Annotated in this window: 21 protein-coding genes; 11 read left to right on the top strand and 10 right to left on the bottom strand. The window is 72.1% G+C overall.

Features of this window, described 5'->3' with window-relative positions:
- Nucleotides 1–178: 178 nt before the first annotated feature.
- From BZY54_RS26140 to BZY54_RS26115, 6 genes are all read right to left on the bottom strand, one after another.
- Complete coding sequence (locus BZY54_RS26140) at nt 179–853, bottom strand: urease accessory protein UreF (protein WP_086727778.1); 675 nt, start codon at nt 851–853, stop codon at nt 179–181.
- Between the two features lie 18 nt (nt 854–871).
- Nucleotides 872–2,593: an urease subunit alpha gene (locus tag BZY54_RS26135; protein WP_086727779.1), complete on the bottom strand. Its 1,722-nt coding sequence runs from the start codon at nt 2,591–2,593 to the stop codon at nt 872–874.
- Nucleotides 2,586–2,897: an urease subunit beta gene (locus tag BZY54_RS26130; RefSeq protein WP_086727777.1), complete on the bottom strand. Its 312-nt coding sequence runs from the start codon at nt 2,895–2,897 to the stop codon at nt 2,586–2,588. The genes BZY54_RS26135 and BZY54_RS26130 overlap by 8 nt, the downstream gene beginning before the upstream one ends.
- A gap of 13 nt (nt 2,898–2,910) precedes the next feature.
- On the bottom strand, nt 2,911–3,213 hold the full coding sequence (locus tag BZY54_RS26125; protein WP_086727776.1) for an urease subunit gamma: 303 nt from the start codon (nt 3,211–3,213) through the stop codon (nt 2,911–2,913).
- A gap of 394 nt (nt 3,214–3,607) precedes the next feature.
- Nucleotides 3,608–3,889, bottom strand: coding sequence for a type II toxin-antitoxin system Phd/YefM family antitoxin (locus BZY54_RS26120; RefSeq protein WP_086727775.1), 282 nt, complete (start codon nt 3,887–3,889; stop codon nt 3,608–3,610).
- 33 nt (nt 3,890–3,922) lie between these two features.
- Complete coding sequence (locus BZY54_RS26115; protein ID WP_086727774.1) at nt 3,923–4,282, bottom strand: ANTAR domain-containing protein; 360 nt, start codon at nt 4,280–4,282, stop codon at nt 3,923–3,925.
- A gap of 156 nt (nt 4,283–4,438) precedes the next feature.
- On the opposite strand from BZY54_RS26115, the gene BZY54_RS26110 reads away from it, so the two are divergent.
- From BZY54_RS26110 to BZY54_RS26100, 3 genes are all read left to right on the top strand, one after another.
- Entirely contained in the window at nt 4,439–5,074 is a 636-nt protein-coding gene (locus BZY54_RS26110) for an ATP-dependent Clp protease proteolytic subunit (protein WP_086727773.1), read from the top strand.
- Nucleotides 5,075–5,081: 7 nt separating this feature from the next.
- Complete coding sequence (locus BZY54_RS26105) at nt 5,082–5,390, top strand: hypothetical protein (protein WP_086727772.1); 309 nt, start codon at nt 5,082–5,084, stop codon at nt 5,388–5,390.
- A 557-nt stretch (nt 5,391–5,947) separates the two neighbouring features.
- Nucleotides 5,948–6,421: a C40 family peptidase gene (locus tag BZY54_RS26100; protein WP_086727771.1), complete on the top strand. Its 474-nt coding sequence runs from the start codon at nt 5,948–5,950 to the stop codon at nt 6,419–6,421.
- A gap of 140 nt (nt 6,422–6,561) precedes the next feature.
- Here the strand turns inward: BZY54_RS26100 and BZY54_RS26095 are convergent, their stop codons facing one another.
- Nucleotides 6,562–7,020 carry an ATP-binding protein gene (locus tag BZY54_RS26095; protein WP_086727770.1) on the bottom strand — a complete coding sequence of 153 codons (459 nt, stop codon included), beginning with the start codon at nt 7,018–7,020 and terminating at the stop codon, nt 6,562–6,564.
- A gap of 238 nt (nt 7,021–7,258) precedes the next feature.
- On the opposite strand from BZY54_RS26095, the gene BZY54_RS26090 reads away from it, so the two are divergent.
- Both BZY54_RS26090 and BZY54_RS26085 read left to right on the top strand, forming a co-directional pair.
- Nucleotides 7,259–8,119: a helix-turn-helix domain-containing protein gene (locus BZY54_RS26090; protein ID WP_086727769.1), complete on the top strand. Its 861-nt coding sequence runs from the start codon at nt 7,259–7,261 to the stop codon at nt 8,117–8,119.
- A gap of 32 nt (nt 8,120–8,151) precedes the next feature.
- Nucleotides 8,152–8,382 carry a DUF397 domain-containing protein gene (locus tag BZY54_RS26085; protein WP_086727768.1) on the top strand — a complete coding sequence of 77 codons (231 nt, stop codon included), beginning with the start codon at nt 8,152–8,154 and terminating at the stop codon, nt 8,380–8,382.
- Nucleotides 8,383–8,478: 96 nt separating this feature from the next.
- Here BZY54_RS26085 and BZY54_RS26080 read toward each other — a convergent pair whose 3' ends face one another.
- Nucleotides 8,479–9,606: an 8-amino-7-oxononanoate synthase gene (locus BZY54_RS26080; RefSeq protein WP_086727767.1), complete on the bottom strand. Its 1,128-nt coding sequence runs from the start codon at nt 9,604–9,606 to the stop codon at nt 8,479–8,481.
- A 146-nt stretch (nt 9,607–9,752) separates the two neighbouring features.
- On the opposite strand from BZY54_RS26080, the gene bioB reads away from it, so the two are divergent.
- The 4 genes from bioB to BZY54_RS26060 all read left to right on the top strand — a co-directional run bounded on the left by bioB (nt 9,753) and on the right by BZY54_RS26060 (nt 13,744).
- On the top strand, nt 9,753–10,889 hold the full coding sequence (bioB, locus tag BZY54_RS26075) for a biotin synthase BioB (protein WP_086727766.1): 1,137 nt from the start codon (nt 9,753–9,755) through the stop codon (nt 10,887–10,889).
- Nucleotides 10,882–12,171 carry an adenosylmethionine--8-amino-7-oxononanoate transaminase gene (locus tag BZY54_RS26070; RefSeq protein ID WP_086727765.1) on the top strand — a complete coding sequence of 430 codons (1,290 nt, stop codon included), beginning with the start codon at nt 10,882–10,884 and terminating at the stop codon, nt 12,169–12,171. Before bioB ends, BZY54_RS26070 begins: the two co-directional genes overlap by 8 nt.
- A gap of 1 nt (nt 12,172) precedes the next feature.
- Nucleotides 12,173–12,901, top strand: coding sequence for a dethiobiotin synthase (gene bioD / locus BZY54_RS26065; protein ID WP_086727764.1), 729 nt, complete (start codon nt 12,173–12,175; stop codon nt 12,899–12,901).
- 141 nt (nt 12,902–13,042) lie between these two features.
- A complete protein-coding gene (locus tag BZY54_RS26060) occupies nt 13,043–13,744 on the top strand; it encodes a class I SAM-dependent methyltransferase (protein ID WP_086727763.1) in 702 nt (233 codons plus the stop codon).
- 25 nt (nt 13,745–13,769) lie between these two features.
- On the opposite strand, the gene BZY54_RS26055 is transcribed toward BZY54_RS26060, so the two are convergent.
- On the bottom strand, nt 13,770–14,144 hold the full coding sequence (locus tag BZY54_RS26055) for a fic family toxin-antitoxin system, toxin component (RefSeq protein ID WP_086727762.1): 375 nt from the start codon (nt 14,142–14,144) through the stop codon (nt 13,770–13,772).
- Between the two features lie 4 nt (nt 14,145–14,148).
- Nucleotides 14,149–14,436: a toxin-antitoxin system HicB family antitoxin gene (locus BZY54_RS26050; RefSeq protein WP_086727761.1), complete on the bottom strand. Its 288-nt coding sequence runs from the start codon at nt 14,434–14,436 to the stop codon at nt 14,149–14,151.
- A gap of 186 nt (nt 14,437–14,622) precedes the next feature.
- On the opposite strand from BZY54_RS26050, the gene BZY54_RS26045 reads away from it, so the two are divergent.
- Together BZY54_RS26045 and BZY54_RS26040 are read left to right on the top strand one after the other, a co-directional pair.
- On the top strand, nt 14,623–15,600 hold the full coding sequence (locus tag BZY54_RS26045) for an ABC transporter ATP-binding protein (protein ID WP_244217338.1): 978 nt from the start codon (nt 14,623–14,625) through the stop codon (nt 15,598–15,600).
- Between the two features lie 5 nt (nt 15,601–15,605).
- The coding region (locus tag BZY54_RS26040) for an ABC transporter permease (RefSeq protein ID WP_086727759.1) at nt 15,606–17,493 on the top strand (1,888 nt) is incomplete at its 3' end.

The raw sequence follows: 17,493 nt of genomic DNA, 5'->3' as shown, positions 1-17,493 counted from the left end.
CCGGAGGGCGGGCCCGGCGGCATCAGGTGCGTGCTCTCGTTGCCCCGGGCACTGGCCCTCGTACTGGATGTACTCGGGCCCGTGCCCGGTGCGGCGAGTGGGGGCACCTCCCGCGCCGTCAAGGCGGTGGGGGAGCGTGCATGGCGTCGCAGGGCAGACGGGAGTTCGACGACAGGACCTATGACGCGAACAACCGCACAGGCCAGGCGGCATGCGCCTCGGCACCGATCTCGAGCAGCGGGGCCGAGGCAGCGGGCAATGCGTCGACGCCGTCGGCGGCGACCAGCCGCGCCGCGGCCACCGCCCGCTCGACCACCCGGTCCAGCTCCGGCGCCAGCCGGGCCAGGACGGCGGTCACGTCGAACGGATCGAGACCGAGCAACCGCACCGTCGCCGTGGCCGGCCCGCTCACGCTCTCGTACACCGCGCAGTACGCCGCGTCGTCGGGCCCCAGCCCGGCCGCCCGCGCCGCCAGTCCGAGCACCACCGGCTGATGGGCCCCCTTGGGGAACTCCCGTGCCACGGAGTCGAGTTCGGCCGCCGGCCAGGTCGCCCGGGCGGCCCGCATCAGCTGCCGCCCCAGCCTGCGCGCGGCCAGCCGCAGCGCGGGAGACGAAGTCCGCGCGTCCGCCGCCGCGTCGAGCTCCGCCGGGTCGTGCCCGAGCGCGGCGGCCGCGGCGAGGGCGGCGGCGACCAGCCCGACCGTGTGCAGCCGTCCCCGGCAGAAGTGCTCCAGGTCCGCCGCCCCGGTGATGCGCCCGGCCTTGACGGCCGCCTCGGCCCCGCCGGAGTGCGCGTGCCCTCCGGCGGGGAAGCGGCCGTCGGCCAGAACGAGAAGCGCTGCTCTTGACACAACTGTCTTCACGACGCCTCAGAAGAGGAAGTAGCGCTGGGCCATGGGCAGTTCGGCGGCCGGTGTCGCCTCGACCAGCTCTCCGTCGACGCGGACGGCGAAGCTGTCGGGGTCGATGCGCACGTCCGGCCGCGCGTCGTTCTCCCGCATGTCGGCCTTGGTCACCCCGCGCGTGGACTCGATGGCGACGAAGCGCTTGCCGAGCTGGAGCCGCTCCGGCAACCCGTCCTCCAGCGCGAGCGGGGCCACGAAGTTGAACGAGTTGGACGCGGGCGCCCGTCCGATCGCGCCGTACATCGGGCGCGGCAGGACGGGCTGCGGGGTCGGGATCGACGCGTTGGCGTCGCCCATCTGCGCGTACGCGATCTGGCCGCCCTTGATGACCATCAGTGGCTTGACCCCGAAGAACGCGGGCTCCCACAGCACCAGGTCGGCGAGCTTGCCGGTCCGGACGGAGCCGATCTCGCGGTCCAGGCCCTGCGCGGCGGCCGGGTTGATCGTGTACTTGGCGACATAGCGGCGTACACGGTGGTTGTCGGCGCGCCCGTCGCCCGGCAGCGTTCCCCTGCGCCGCTTCATGACGTGTGCCGTCTGCCAGGTTCGCAGGATCACCTCGCCGACGCGCCCCATGGCCTGGGAGTCGGAGGAGATGATCGAGATCGCGCCGAGGTCGTGCAGGACGTCCTCGGCGCCGATCGTCGACGGGCGGATCCGCGACTCGGCGAACGCCAGGTCCTCCGGCACCGCGGGGTTGAGGTGGTGGCACACCATCAGCATGTCGAGGTGTTCCTCGGCGGTGTTGACGGTGAACGGACGGGTCGGGTTGGTCGAGCTCGGCAGCACGTTCGGCTCACCGACCACGGTCATGATGTCCGGCGCGTGACCACCGCCGGCGCCCTCGGTGTGGTAGCTGTGGATGCCGCGCCCGGCGATGGCGGCGAGCGTGTCGCCCACGAAACCGGCCTCGTTGAGGGTGTCGGTGTGGATCGCGACCTGGATGCCGGTCCGGTCGGCGACCGTGAGCGCGGCGTCGATGACGGCGGGCGTGGAGCCCCAGTCCTCGTGCAGCTTCAGGCCCAGTGCCCCGCCGCGGATCTGGGAGAGCATCGCCTCGTGGGAGACGGTGTTGCCCTTGCCCAGCAGGCCGATGTTGAGCGGGTAGGCCTCCAGGGCCTCCAGCGTCCGGGCCAGGTGCCACGGGCCGGGCGTCACGGTGGTCGCCTTCGAGCCCTCGGCCGGGCCGGTGCCGCCGCCCACCAGGGTCGTGATGCCGGAGGCGAGCGCCTCGTCGGCGACCTGCGGGCAGATGAAGTGGACGTGCGCGTCTATGGCCCCGGCGGTGAGGATCCGGCCGTTGCCCGCGATGACCTCGGTCTCCGGGCCGAGGACCAGGTCCGGGTGGACGCCGTCCATGGTGTCGGGGTTGCCCGCCTTGCCGATGCCGGTGATCCGGCCGTCGCGGATGCCGACGTCGGCCTTGACGATCCCCCAGTGGTCGACGATGACGACACCGGTGATCACGGTGTCGGGGGCGCCGTCGGCGCGGGTGGCCCGCGACTGCCCCATGGACTCGCGGATGACCTTGCCGCCGCCGAAGACGGCCTCGTCGCCGGCGAGCCCGGGGCCGCCGGAGCGGTCCTCCTCGACCTCGATGATCAGGTCGGTGTCGGCGAGCCGGATGCGGTCGCCGGTGGTGGGGCCGAACAGGTCGGCGTAGGCGGCGCGGGAGATCTCAGGCATCGAGAGCACCCCCGATCCGGCCGCGCAGCCCCGGCACGATCCGGGCACCGGCGAGCGGGACGAGTTCGACGTCGACGGGGATGCCCGGCTCGAAGCGCACGGCGGTCCCGGCGGCGATGTTCAGCCGCCGTCCGTGCGCGGCGGCACGGTCGAACTCCAGGCCAGGGTTGGCCTCGGCGAAGTGGTAGTGGGAACCGACCTGGACGGGGCGGTCGGCGGCGTTCAGGACGGTCAGCCGGGTCACCTCGCGGCCCTCGTTGTAGACGATCGGGCCGTCGGCGAACAGGATCTCTCCGGGAATCACGGCGTCCTCCCCCTCAGACGATCGGCTCGTGGACGGTCACGAGCTTGGTGCCGTCGGGGAAGGTGGCCTCGACCTGGACGTCGTGGATCATCTCCGGGACGCCCTCCATGACGTCGTCCCTGGTGAGCAGCTTGCGTCCGGTGGACATGAGCTCGGCCACGGTACGGCCGTCCCGGGCGCCTTCGAGGATGTGCGACGTGATGAGGGCGACCGCCTCCGGGTGGTTCAGCCTCAGTCCGCGGGCCCGGCGCTTCTCGGCCACGTCGGCCGCCACATGGACGAGCAGCCTCTCTTGTTCGTGCGGGGTCAGTTGCACGTACCCACCTCACAGTCCTCGCTCCGGACCGTGCGGGGTCCGGTTGCCGCAGCCACCGCGACGGGACAGGTCTAACACACGGACAGGCCGCCCATTTTCGAACAACCCGGACGGAAAAACCCCAGGTGACGTGGAACGGCAGGCTAGTTCGCCGGAGTTTCAGCGACGTTAACCAGACCTTGATCGTTCCATGACCGGCAGATGGGCCGGTCCATACGCATCACTGCGTGGCGTCGCGGCCGGAGGACGGCCGCAGCGGGGACGGGCCGCGACCGGGGAGGAGCCAGGAGTCGCACCCGAGGAGGCGTCGTGCCCCGGGGAGGCACCCCGAGAAGCAGCCGCACAGGGGGAAGGCGTCACGCCGAGGGAGGCACCGCAGCCGCCGTGGCGCCCGCTACCGGGCCTCCGGTCCCCGGTGCTCCGCCGTGATGCCGAAACGGTGCTGCTCGCGCGGAACGGACGGCACGTCCCGGACCTGGGAGACCGAGCCGATCACCTGCTCCCCGGCGGAGTCGTCGCCCTCGCCCTCCAGCCGTCGCAGATCGGCGGCGGAGACCAGCGCGACCAGGGGCTTGCCGTGCCGCGTGACCACGACGCGCTCACCGCCGTACACCACCCGGTTGATCAGATCGGCGAGCTCAGCCCTGGCTTGCGTCACCGGAATCTCGTAGGCCATACAACCCACCTTACGGGGCGTTCGCGGACGCCCTCAGGCCTCGGAGCGGCCCGCGGGGAGGCCCACCGCATGCCGGTCGAGCGCCCGCCTCAGCTCCTCCAGCTCGGTGTCGGACAGCGCGCCTCCCTGCGCGAACTTCAGGATGTGCTCGGCGACCGTGCGCACCTTGGTGTTCGTGCGCTGGGAGACCTCCCGCAGGACCCGCCAGGCGTCGTCGGGCGGTATGCCCCCGAAGGCCACCACGGCGCCGATGGCCTGGTCGATGACGGCGTGCGAGGTCACGGCGTGCTGCAGCTGGCCGATCTCCTCGTGCAGCCGCTCGTGCTCCAGCACGAGGTCGGTCACGGAGAGCGGCTGGAGGGGATGCCACCGGGAAATCGCGAAGAACGCCATGGAGATCCCCTGGGTCGTCGAGCGGCCGGAGTTCCATCTCCAGCTTGCTCCAGGAGCACCGCGAGCACGACCGGAGGCCGAACCGGCGGGTGATCCGCCGCCGGGGTACGTACGTCCTGTACATTTTTTACAGACCCCCGTCTGGAGGGATGCGCCATGACCCGACCGTCCGCCCGCCACGTCCTGCCGGAGTTCACCGAGCGCACCAGCGCCGGACGACGGACCCTGGATCCGTACGCGAAGCTGCTGGAGGAACGGATCGTTCTGCTCGGCACCCCGGTCGACGACACCTCCGCGAACGACGTCGTCGCACAGCTGATCCACCTGGAGCACCAGAACCCCGACCGGGACGTCTCGCTGTACATCAACTCCCCCGGCGGCTCGTTCGACGCCATGGCGGCGATCCACGACACGATGACGTACGTCGCCTGCGACGTGGCGACGGTCTGCCTGGGCCAGGCCGTCTCGGCCGCGGCGGTGCTGCTGGCCGCCGGCGCCCCGGGCAAGCGGTCAGCGCTGCCCGGCGCCCGGGTGGTGCTGAGGCAGCCGTCGCTGCCCGAGCCGGTGGAGGGGCAGGTGTCGGACCTGACCGTCCGCGCCGACGAACTGCTGCGCGTCCGGGCCCGTCTGGAGGAGCTGCTCGTACGGCACACCGGACGCACGCCGGAGCAGGTGGACGCGGACCTCGACCGCGAGACGGTCCTGGACGCGCGGGGCGCGCTGGAGTACGGGCTGGTGGACCGGATCGTCCCGGGCCGGGACGCCGCGCGGACCGCACCGGACGCGGGGTGAGCCGCCGATGCTGCCGCCCGAGCTGCCGCCGCTGCCCGCGCTGACCCGCGCGGAGGCGGAACTGATCGACCGTTACCTCGACGTCGTGGACCTGCTCGGCCGGATCAACCCGGGCCGGTCTGGCGACACCTACCGGGGCCTGAGGGCCGCTCAGGCGCTGGTCGGCAGGGCGGCCGAGCTGCGCGACGCGCTGTCGCTGATGCACCAGCGGGGCGAGACGGAGCTGCACGCGGCGACCCTGGCGCGGGCGCTGCGCGTCCTCGACGGCGAGCGGCGAACAGCTCGGGTCACCGTGCCGCCCGACGGCGCCAGTTGACGCCATCGAAGCCCGACCCACCGGTCGGCGCCGGACACGCGGTACGCGAACATGGGCCGGAACGGACCAAATGACGTACCGCCTTTCGATGGAAACGAACATCCTGTTTCGGGGCCGCAGCGGTTGCGCAACACACCTGCTCCGGATGGCGCAACGGGGTGTTCCGGCGCTGGTCCGGGCCTCGCCCGGAAAGGGGACAGTCGTTCGAAGACGCGTGTGTCCACCCGAACGGGCGAGTGGTGAGTAACAACACAAATCCACGGTTCCGTTGGGATTTTCGGACAGCCGTGAGCCAAGATCCCTGTCTGACGACAAGCCCCCGCCACAGCGGCGGGGCGGTCCGGGCGGACGCCGAGTCCTGCCGCCGCGCGGACGACCGGTCGACGGAAGTGGATCGGCAGGAGTGGAGGACCCGAGCACGACGGGTCGCCGGTTCGGTCACGCCATGGCCGGGCCGAGCAGCCCTTGGGGTGAAGCCGCGTCAGACGCGGCCGGGCTACTTCGCCAGCCCGAATCCGACAGGTCATCCTTCACAGGCGGCTGACGAAGGGTTGCGCATGACTGCGCTCAATCGTGTCCCGTCGTTCATGGCCCGGGCCGGCACGGCCTCGGCCCTGACCATCGCCGCCGTGGGCGGCACGATCGTGGTGCCGGGCGTCGCACCCGACGCCTCGGCCGCGACTCTGGCGACGAAGGCGCTCAAGATCGCGGCGTCCAAGCAGGGCTCCCCCTACCAGTGGGGAGCGACCGGGCCGCGCAGGTTCGACTGCTCCGGCCTCACGCTGTACTCGTTCAAGAAGGCGGGCAAGAGGCTGCCCCGCACGGCCGCCCAGCAGTACAACAGGACCCGGCACATCTCCGCCCGCAGCCGCAGGGCCGGGGACCTGGTGTTCTTCCACTCGGGCTCGTACGTCTACCACGTCGGCATCTACGCCGGCGCGGGCAAGATCTGGCACGCTCCCAAGACCGGAGACGTGGTGCGGCTGCAGAAGATCTGGACGCGCAGCGTCTGGTACGGGCGGGTCAGCTGACCCGCCCGAGGTGGTGGTGGCGTCCCGGGGGCGTCGCCACCACCTCGGGCTGCCGCACAGGGCACGCCAGCCCCGAGGGCCTCTCGTTTGAATCATGCCGGGCTCGCAGGGCAGGCACGGCCTGATCCAAAAGAAAGACCCTAGGGCTCCTGCAGGCCCGCCGCCGTGACCGCGCGGTTGCCGAAGGTCCACGGGAGTTCGATCCAGACCGTCTTGCCGCCCTCGTGGGTGGGCCGCACGGTCAGTCTGCCGCCGTACTCCGCGGTGAGCCACCGGATGATCACCATTCCCCGGCCGTTGTCCTGCTGGACGGCGGCCGGCAGTCGTTTGGGCAGGCGCGGGTGGCTGTCGGTCACCCCGATGCGCAGCTCTTCGTCACGTTCGAGGACCAGGTCCACCGTGAAGGTGGGTGACTGCCCCAAGGTGTGCTGCACGGCGTTGGTGGCGAGTTCGGACACGATGAGCCGTACGGTGTCGGCGGTGTCCGTGTCCGACGGCAGACCCCACTCCACCAGGGTGTCCACCGCATAGGCCCGGGCGGCGCCGACCGAGGCGGGATCGCTCGGCAGAGTGACGGATGCTTCCAGATGGTCTGCCATGGCGACGTCGTCCCTTTCCCACGGGACCGCAGTCCGACACGGAGCGGATGGTTCGAGTACGGTCCCGGACTGGTGCTTCGCCGTCAGACTGCCACCACCGGGCCGCTCACGCGCGGCGATCCACCAAGATGTGCATATATCTGTCGCTCGAAGCGGTGAACTCTGCGACGAGCGAGCGTATTTGGCGCGGGTTGCCGAAGGCTGTCGCCGGAGGCCCAGAAGGAGTAAGGAGCAGTCGATGCAGCACGGTCCCGCGGTGCGCCGCCGGAAGCTGGGCGCCGAACTGCGCGCGCTGCGCGCCGACGCGGGTCTCACCAGTGGTGAGGCGGCCCGCCTGGTGGGTTGGCACCAGTCGAAGGTGAGCCGGATCGAGACCGGCGCGAGCGGGGTGAAACCGGCCGATGTGCGGTTACTTCTGGACGCCTATGCCGTCCATGACTCCCAACTGCGCGGTCTGCTCATGGTGTTGGCGGGCGCCGAGGACGGAGACGGGCGGCAGCACTGGTGGCACGCCTACCGCGGCGTACTGCCACCGACCTACCGGGACTTCATCAGCCTGGAGTCGCAGGCGACCGCGATGCGCACCCTGGAGACCTCGGTGGTCCCGGGACTGCTGCAGACCCCCGAGTACGCCCGTGCGGTGACCCGGGCCGCCGTGGACGGCCTCGACGACGACCGACTGGACGCGCTGGTGGAGGTGCGGCTGGCCCGCCAGGACGTACTGCGGGCCGATCCGCCGCTGGAACTGCACGCCGTGCTGGACGAGGCGGTGCTGCGCCGGGAGGTCGGCGGGCCGGAGGTGATGTCACGGCAGCTGGACCGGCTGACTCGGGCGGCGCAACTGCCCCAAGTACGGCTTCAGGTACTGCCGTTCGCCGCCGGGGCGCATATCGGCATCACCGGGCCTTTCGTAATCTTTTCATTTTCGAACACTTCTGATCTGGACGTCGTTGTTCTAGACCACTTGACGAGTAGCCTCCATCTGGAGCGGAAAGAAGACCTAGAGGCCTACACCGAGGCCTTCGACACCCTTCGGTACCACGCGCTTTCGATCGAGGACTCGCTGGACTTCATCGCCGGGATACACCACGACAGGTGACGACACCGCACGCAACCGCGTAAGGAGGCACCATGTCCGCTCTGCCGCGGCACGTACCTTCCGCTACCGATCTGCACGGTGTGCAGTGGCTGCGCAGCAGTTACAGCACGGGAGCCAACAACTGCGTCGAGACGGCCCGGCCGGCCTCAGGGCCGTACGCCGGACTGCTCGCCGTGCGCGACTCCAAGGACCCGGCCGGGCCCGCGCTGCTCTTCTCCCCGGGGAGCTGGGCGGACTTCACGGCCGCGGTGCACCCCGTCTGAGTTCCGGGGCGCCGCCCAGCAGGACCCGGCCCCCATCGCACGACCCCGCATCGCACCCGTTCCGCATGTGGCGACGCACGGCCGTGTCACGCCGACTCATGGTCGCGTTTCGCCGATCACCCCTACAGCGCGTTCGATCTGAGCCTCGGAGAGGTCGGCGCGGGCGGTCAGCCTGAGCCTTGAGATGCCGTCGGGCACGGAAGGAGGACGGAAGCAGCCCACGGCCAGACCCGCCGCACGGCAGTCAGCCGCCCAGCGCACGGCATTCTCCGGGGACGGCGCGCGCACCGAGACCACCGCGGCGTCAGGGCGTACCGCCTCGAGCCCCGCGGCGGTCAGGCGTGCGTGCAGTTCGTTCGCCACCGTGCGCGCCCGCGCCGCCCGCTCCGGCTCGCGGCGCAGCAGTCGCAGCGCGGCCAGGGCCGCCCCCGCCGCGGCGGGGGCGAGACCGGTGTCGAAGATGAACGTCCGGGCCGCGTTGACCAGGTGCTCGACCACCCGGGCGGGTCCCAGCACGGCCCCGCCCTGGCTGCCCAGCGACTTCGACAGAGTGGCCGTCACCACGACGTCGTCGGCGCCCGCGAGCCCCGCCGCGTGCGGGGCTCCACGGCCACCCGGGCCGAGGACGCCCAGGCCGTGGGCGTCGTCGACGACCAGGCCCGCGCCGTGCTCCCGGCAGGCCGCCGCGAACTCGGTGAGCGGGGCCGCGTCGCCGTCGACCGAGAACACCGTGTCGGAGACGAGGACCGCCTCGCCGGCGTGGGTGGCGAGCGCCTTGCGCACGGCCTCCGGGTCGGCGTGCCCGACGACCTGTGTCGCGCCGCGGGCCAGCCGGCAGCCGTCGATGAGCGAGGCGTGGTTGCCCGCGTCGGAGACGATCAGCGAGCCGTGCGGCGCGAGCGCGGTCACCGCAGCCAGGTTGGCGGCGTAGCCGGAGGAGAAGACGAGCGCCGCCTCGAAACCGCAGAAGTCGGCCAGCTCCCGCTCCAGTTCCGTGTGCAGCTCGGTGGTGCCGGTGACCAGCCGGGAGCCGGTGGAGCCGCCGCCCCAGGCACGCGCGGCCGCCGCGGCCCCGTCGGTCACCTCGGGGTGGCGGGCCAGCCCCAGGTAGTCGTTGCTCGCCAGGTCCAGGAGCGGCGAGTCGGCCGGCCGGGGGCGCAGGGTCCGTACGAGTCCGGCCCGGCGGCGCACATCCGCCTGTTCGTCGATCCAGCCGAACGCCATGGTTCCTCCGGGCTTTTGTAGGCAGTGGACAGACACTAGCCGCACGACCCGCTGCGCATGGTGTGGCAATACCCACACGTCGAACCGTCTCTGTTGTGCAAACTCTCCTTGGCCCGGGGCGGTCGCGTAGGACAGGATCGGCTCTCATGGACCTGCTGAACACGCTGGTGGACAAGGGGCTTCGGCGCGAGCTGCCGACCCGCGAGGAGGCTCTGGCCGTGCTGGCCACCCCCGACGACGACCTGCTCGATGTGGTGGCGGCGGCCGGGAAGGTGCGCCGTCACTGGTTCGGCCGACGGGTGAAACTGAACTATCTCGTCAACCTCAAGTCCGGCCTGTGCCCCGAGGACTGCTCCTACTGCTCGCAGCGGCTCGGCTCGAAGGCCGAGATCCTCAAGTACACCTGGCTCAAGCCCGACGAGGCCTCCAAGGCCGCGGCGGCCGGGCTGGCCGGCGGCGCGAAGCGGGTCTGCCTGGTGGCCAGCGGACGCGGTCCGACGGACCGTGACGTGGACCGGGTCTCGGAGACCATCAAGGCCATCAAGGACCAGAACGAGGGCGTCGAGGTGTGCGCCTGTCTCGGCCTGCTCTCCGACGGCCAGGCCGAACGGCTGCGCGAGGCAGGGGCCGACGCCTACAACCACAACCTCAACACCTCCGAGGCGACCTACGGCGACATCACCACCACCCACACCTACGCCGACCGGGTGGACACGGTGGCCAAGGCGCACGCGGCCGGGCTGTCCCCCTGCTCGGGTCTCATCGCCGGCATGGGCGAGAGCGACGAGGACCTGGTCGACGTGGTCTTCTCGCTGCGCGAGCTGGACCCTGACTCCGTTCCGGTGAACTTCCTCATCCCCTTCGAGGGCACTCCGCTCGCCAAGGAGTGGAACCTGACCCCGCAGCGCTGCCTGCGGATCCTGGCGATGGTCCGGTTCGTCTGTCCCGACGTTGAGGTCAGGATCGCGGGCGGCCGCGAGGTGCACCTGCGCACCATGCAGCCGCTCGCCCTGCACCTGGCCAACTCGATCTTCCTCGGGGACTACCTGACCAGCGAGGGCCAGGCCGGCAGGGCCGACCTGGAGATGATCGCGGACGCCGGGTTCGAGGTGGAGGGCCCCGACCAGGTCACGCTGCCGGAGCACCGGGCTGCCGGGGGCTGCCACGAGGGTGGCGTGTGCGGCGCCGGTGCGGACTCCGCCCCTTCGGCGAACGAGCCCCGCACGGACCTCGTCGCCGTACGCCGCCGGGGCGCCGGAACGGACCTCGCGCCCAATGCCTGATCTGCCCGACCGGCGCGTGTCCGGGCTGCTGGATCTCGACCGGCGGCACGTGTGGCACCCGTACGGCCCGATGCCCGGCCGTCAGGAACCGCTCGTCGTGGAGTCGGCGAGCGGGGTGCGGCTCAAGCTCGCCGACGGCTCGGGCGAGCTCGTGGACGGCATGTCGTCCTGGTGGGCCGCGATCCACGGCTACAACCACCCGGTGCTCAACGAGGCGGCCCACGAGCAGCTGGCGCGGATGAGCCATGTGATGTTCGGCGGCCTCACCCATGAGCCCGCCGTCCGCCTCGCGAAGCGTCTTGTCGACATGTCGCCCGACGGTCTCGAGCATGTGTTCCTCGCCGACTCCGGATCGGTCTCGGTCGAGGTGGCGGTCAAGATGTGCCTGCAGTACTGGCGTTCGCTCGGCCGCCCGGACAAGCGGCGCCTGCTGACCTGGCGGGGCGGCTACCACGGAGACACCTGGCAGCCGATGTCCGTGTGCGACCCCGAGGGCGGGATGCACGAGCTGTGGACCGGTGTGCTGCCGCGTCAGGTGTTCGCGGACGCACCGCCGGCCGAGTACGACGAGGCGTACGCGGCCCGTCTGCGCGACCTGATCGAACGGCATGCGGGTGAACTGGCCGCCGTGATCGTCGAGCCGGTGGTGCAGGGCGCGGGCGGGATGCGGTTCCACTCCCCCGCCTATCTGCGGGTGCTGCGCGAGGCGTGCGACGCGAGCGGTGTCCTGCTGGTGTTCGACGAGATCGCGACCGGGTTCGGCCGCACCGGCGCGCTGTTCGCGGCGGAGCACGCGACTGTGACACCGGACGTGATGTGCGTGGGCAAGGCGCTGACCGGTGGCTATCTGACGATGGCGGCGACGCTGTGCACCGCGCGCGTGGCCGATGGGATCTCGCGCGGCGAGGTGCCGGTGCTGGCGCACGGTCCGACGTTCATGGGCAACCCGCTGGCGGCGGCCGTGGCGTGCGCCTCGATCGACCTGCTGCTCGGCCAGGACTGGCGTGCCGAGGTCGAACGGATCGAGACGGGACTGCGGGACGGGCTTGCTCCGGCGGCCGAGCTCGACGGGGTGAAGGACGTCCGGGTCCTCGGCGCCATCGGGGTCGTCCAGCTCGACCACTCGGTGGACATGGCGGCGGCGACGCGGGCCGCGGTGCGCGAGGGCGTGTGGCTGCGGCCGTTCCGGGACCTGGTGTACACGATGCCGCCGTACGTCACGGGTGACGAGGACGTGGCACGGATCGCGCGCGCGGTGTGCGCGGCGGCACGGGAGGGATGAGATGCCGGTACTGGTGATCACGGGAACGGGCACGGAGGTCGGCAAGACGGTGACCACGGCGGCCGTCGCCGCGGCGGCCGCCGCGGCCGGCCGGTCCGTGGCCGTGCTGAAGGCCGCGCAGACCGGTGTGGGCCCGGACGAGCACGGGGACGCCGCGGAGGTCGTCCGGCTCGCCGGACCGGTTACGGCGAGTGAGATCGCCCGCTATCCCGAGCCGCTGGCGCCAGGCACGGCCGCGCGCCGGGCCAGGCGGGCGCCGGTGCGTCCGCAGGAGGTCGCCGAGGCCGCCGCCAAGCTGGCCACCGAGCACGACCTGGTACTGGTCGAGGGGGCGGGCGGCCTGCTCGTGCGGTTCGACGAGGCGGGCGGCACGCTCGCGGACGCGGCGCAGCTGCTGCGGGCACCCGTCCTGGTCGTCGCGTCGGCCGGTCTGGGCACCTTGAACACCACCGAGCTGACGGCTCGTGAGCTGCGCACCCGGGGCCTCGACCTGCTGGGCGTGGTGATCGGCAGCTGGCCCGCCGAGCCCGACCTCGCCTCGCGCTGCAACCTGGCCGACCTGCCGCACGTGGCCGGTGCCCCGCTGCTCGGCGCCCTGCCCGCGGGTGCCGGGGCACTCACCCCGGCCGACTTCCGCACGGGCGCCCCGCGATGGCTGGCGCCGCGCCTGAGCGGCAGGTGGGACGCGGCGGCGTTCACGGAGCGGGAGGCACCGGCGCCGTTCGCCTGAACGGGACAGGGACACGACCGGGCCACGGTGCGCGCCCTCGTGCGGGCATGCCTGCCGTGGGCCGTTGCGGGCAGGCGTGTGCGTGCGGTGGAGTCGTACGGGGGACACTCACCGTAGGTCCGTCCTGTCCGGGAGGTCGTCATGTCGCTCCGGTCCACCGGCTCCGGCAAGGTGGCGCGGGATCCCGTGCACCATCCGCTGTTCGCCCGCTGCTACACGCGGCTCAGTGTGGCCGCGGAGACCAGGATGGGCATGGCCGGCGTGCGCGATCGGCTGCTCGCCGGGCTGGCCGGACGGGTGATCGAGATCGGCGCGGGCAACGGGCTGAACTTCACGCACTACCCGGGCACCGTCTCCGAGGTCGTCGCGATCGAGCCGGAGCGCATGCTGCGCCAGAAGGCCGTGACGGCGGCCCTGCACGCCGAGGTGCCGGTGGACGTGGCCCCGGGCTGCGCGGAGGCCCTGCCGGTCAAGAGCGAGGGGTTCGACGCGGTGGTGCTCTCGCTGGTGCTGTGCAGTGTGCGCGACCTGCCGCGCGCCCTCGCCGAGGCGCGACGGGTCCTGCGGCCGGGCGGCGAGGTGCGGTTCTTCGAGCACGGCACGGGCGGCGGCCGGGCGATGACCCTGGCCCAGCGCGTGCTGGACCGCACGGTGTGGCCGCCGCTGAGCGGCAACTGCCATCTCTCCCGCGACCCGGTCGCCGCCCTGCGCGAGGCGGGGTTCGAACTCGGCCCCTACCGGCGGGTGATGATGCCGGAGAACGGTCCGGTCATGCCCAGTTCGTACTGCTCGCTGGGCACCGCCTGGCGGCCCGTGGCGGACGCGTCGGTCACCGGGGGCTGACCGGAGGGCCGGTTGCCCGGCGCGCTCACAGGCTCCACTGGCGCAGCTCCTTCGCGATGTCCTGCACCGATGCCTCGCCGCTCTTGACCAGCCGCGCCAGGTCGCGCACCTGTTCGGGTGAGGTGACGACCTTCAGTCCGCTGGCCACCAGGTAGGCGTAGGCCACCGCGGAGGCGAACAGGGCGTTGGAGCGCTCCAGCGCGGGGACGTGGACGAGGAGCTGCAGCAGCGCGGCGGCCCGCGCGTGCGGGGTGTCGTAGACGGGGACGTCGAAGATCTCGGCCCGGTGCCGTGCCACGGCGGCGACGAGGGCGCCCCAGTCGGTGACCTGCGGGTCCCCGGGCGTCATCCGCTCCGCGAGCATGAGCAGCCAGGCGAGGTCGATGGTGAGGTCGTTCAAGGGATCAGTGCCGACCTTCGCTCCGGTGCCCGGGGCGGCCCTGAAGATCCTCCTGCGCTCTCGACTCCGCCCGAGCGGGGGAACCCCCGTCGAACTCCTCCGCGAACACCGACTCGTAGCTCTTCATGAAGTCGGCGGCGGCCTCCACGAAGGTGCGCCCGACCTCCCCGGTGTCCTGGCGGACCAGTTCCTCGATGTAGCGGTTGACGCTCATCCCGCGGGCCAGGGCCCGTTCCCGGGCGGCGCGGGCGGTGCCCTCGTCCACCCTCACGTTCAGCTGGGTCTTCGCCATGCCTAGAAGCTAGCGCCGATCCGCTAGCACGGGCAAGTGCGCCGCCCGGCCCGTGGCAGGTGCCCCTTACACGGGAATCGGGGCCCCCACCTTGGGGTGGAGCCTCGGGTGGAGATCGGCTGGGCCCATCGGGGGATACCGGGTGTACGCCCGGTCACATTAGGCTCGGCGGGGGACAAAGCAGTCATGACTCAGCACGTTCACGGTCTACGGACCACCGAGGAGGCCGCCGTGTCCACTCCTGCTCCGGCGCCGGGCCGGGCGTCGTCCGACGGGTCCGCGGCCCACGCCCGCGGTCTGACCAAGGCGTACGGGACGGGCGAGACCGCCGTGCTCGCGCTGGACGCGGTGGACGTCGACATCGCCCGAGGCCGTTTCACCGCGGTCATGGGTCCCTCCGGCTCCGGGAAGTCCACGCTGATGCACTGCCTGGCCGGGCTCGACACCGTCTCGGCGGGGCAGGTGTGGATCGGCGACACCGAGATCACGGGGCTGAGAGACCGAGAGCTGACCCGGCTGCGCCGGGACCGGATCGGCTTCATGTTCCAGTCGTTCAACCTGATCCCCACGCTGAACGCGCTGGAGAACATCACGCTGCCGATGGACATCGCGGGCCGCAGACCCGACGAGGCATGGCTGGACCAGGTCATCGACACACTCGGGCTCAGGAACCGGCTCACCCACCGGCCATCCCAGCTCTCCGGCGGCCAGCAGCAGCGCGTCGCCTGTGCGCGGGCGCTCGCCTCCAGGCCCGAGCTGATCTTCGCGGACGAGCCCACCGGCAATCTCGACTCGCGCGCCGGCCTGGAGGTGCTCGGCTTCCTGCGCGACGCCGTCGACACCCTCGGCCAGACGGTGGTCATGGTGACCCACGACCCGGGAGCCGCGGCCCACTCCGACCTCGTGCTCTATCTGGCGGACGGGCGCATCGTGGACGAGATGGAGCACCCGACGGCCGAGGCGGTCCTGGAACGCATGCGCCTCTTCACCGGGGGCACCACGAGGGCGGCCGGCCCCGCCCTGGACCGCCGGAACGTCCGCGCCGTCCGGGACGGCGAGGACGGCCGGGACGGCGCTGACGGCACTGCCGGCTCCCGCGATCGGTCCGTCGGGGGCGGGAGGCTGCTCCACGACGGGGACGGCACCGCCGTCGGGGAGGCCTGACCCGCGTGCTCAAGGCGACACTGCGCAGCTTCCTCGCGCACAAGGGGCGTCTGCTGCTCTCCGCGCTGGCCGTCGTCCTGTCCGTGGCCTTCGTCGCGGGCAGCATGATCTTCTCCGACACCGTCACCCGCACCTTCGACCAGCTGTTCGCCTCCACGGCCGCGGATGTGACGGTGTCGCCGAGGCAGGACCTGAGGTCGCCGGTGCGCACGGGCGTGGTCCAGACCGTGCCCGCCTCGCTCGCCCGGCGGGTGGCCGAGGTGCCGGGCGTCGCGGCGACCCACGTGGACGCGGCGGTCGACAACGTGGTGGTGGTCGACCGCAGGAACGAACCGGTCGGCCCCACCACCGGCGCGCCCACCATCGCCCGGAACTGGGAGGTCACCGACCGCAGCCCGGTGAAGCTGACCTCCGGTCACACACCGCACGGGGACGGTGAGGCCGTCCTGGACGCCGACACCGCCGGGCACCAGCACGTGCGGATCGGCGACGTGCTGACGGTGCAGGCGCAGCCCGGCACGTTCCGGGTGCAGGTGGTCGGCATCGCCACGTTCACCACCACCAACCCGGGCGCGGCGATGCTGTTCCTCGACACACCGACCGCGCAGACCAGACTGCTCGGCTCCACGGCCCGCGCGACCGGCATCTCCGTCGACGCCGCCGCCGGCGTCAGCGACACCCAGCTCAAGAAGCGCGTCGCCGCGGTGGTCGGTACCGGGTCGTACGACGTGAAGACCGCCGGTGAGCAGGCCAAGTCGGCCGCCGCGAGCCTCGGCAGTTTTCTGAAGATCATCAAGTACGTGATGCTCGGCTTCGCCGGGATCGCGGTCCTGGTCGGGATCTTCCTGATCGTCAACACCTTCTCGATGCTGATCGCCCAGCGCACCCGGGAACTGGGCCTGCTGCGCGCCCTGGGCGCGGACCGGCGGCAGGTGCGCCGGTCGGTGCTGACCGAGGCGGTCCTGCTCGGCCTGGTGGGCTCCACACTGGGCCTGGCGGCCGGCATCGGCCTCGCGGCCGGTCTCATCCGGCTCATGAGCGCCTTCGACATGAACCTGAGGACGACCGAGATGGTCATCGGGTGGGTCACCCCGGTCGCGGCCTACGTGGTCGGCATCGGCGTCACGTTCGTGGCGGCCTACCTCCCGGCCCGCCGCGCCGCGGCCGTCTCCCCCATGGCGGCGCTGGCGGACACCGAGGTGGCCGGCGTCGGGCGGCCGTTGCGGGTGCACGCGGTGGTGGGCGCGGTCGTGGGGGCGGCCGGCGTGGCGGCGCTCGCGGGCTGCGCCACCGCGAGCAGAACCGCGACCGCCGCCTCGCTGCTGGGGCTCGGCGTCGTCCTCACCCTGATCGCGACCGTGGTCGCCGGGCCGTTGCTGGTACGCCCGCTGATCCGCGTGCTGGGCGGGGCGTTCCCGGCGTTGTTCGGGTCGATCGGGCGGATGAGCCAGCGCAACGCCCTGCGCAATCCGCGCCGGACCGGCGCGACGGCCGCCGCCCTGATGGTGGGACTGGCCCTGGTCGGCGGGATGTCGGTGGCCAGCACCTCCATGACCCGCTCCTTCGACCACCAGATCGACAGGACGCTCGGTGCCGACTACATCGTGCAGAACCGCAACTTCCTGCCCTTCCCGCAGGAGATCACGGACACGGTGCACCGCACCCCGGGCGCGGGCACCGTCGTACGGCAGCGGCTGGCGGCGATCGCGATCCAGCTGCCGGACGGCAAGCGGGTCACGACGGTGGTCTCCGGCTACGACGGGCAACTGGACTCGGTCGCCCACATCAAGTACGCGGCCGGTCACACCGCGACGGCCCTGGCCGCGGGGCACCTGGCCATGGACGTCGACTTCGCCCGGAAGCACGGTGTGCGGACGGGCAGCGCGCTGCCCG

The sequence above is a fragment of the Streptomyces carpinensis genome, from assembly GCF_002154505.1.
Classification (GTDB): Bacteria; Actinomycetota; Actinomycetes; order Streptomycetales; family Streptomycetaceae; genus Streptomyces; species Streptomyces carpinensis.
This window is presented reverse-complemented; position numbering and strand designations above follow the sequence as displayed.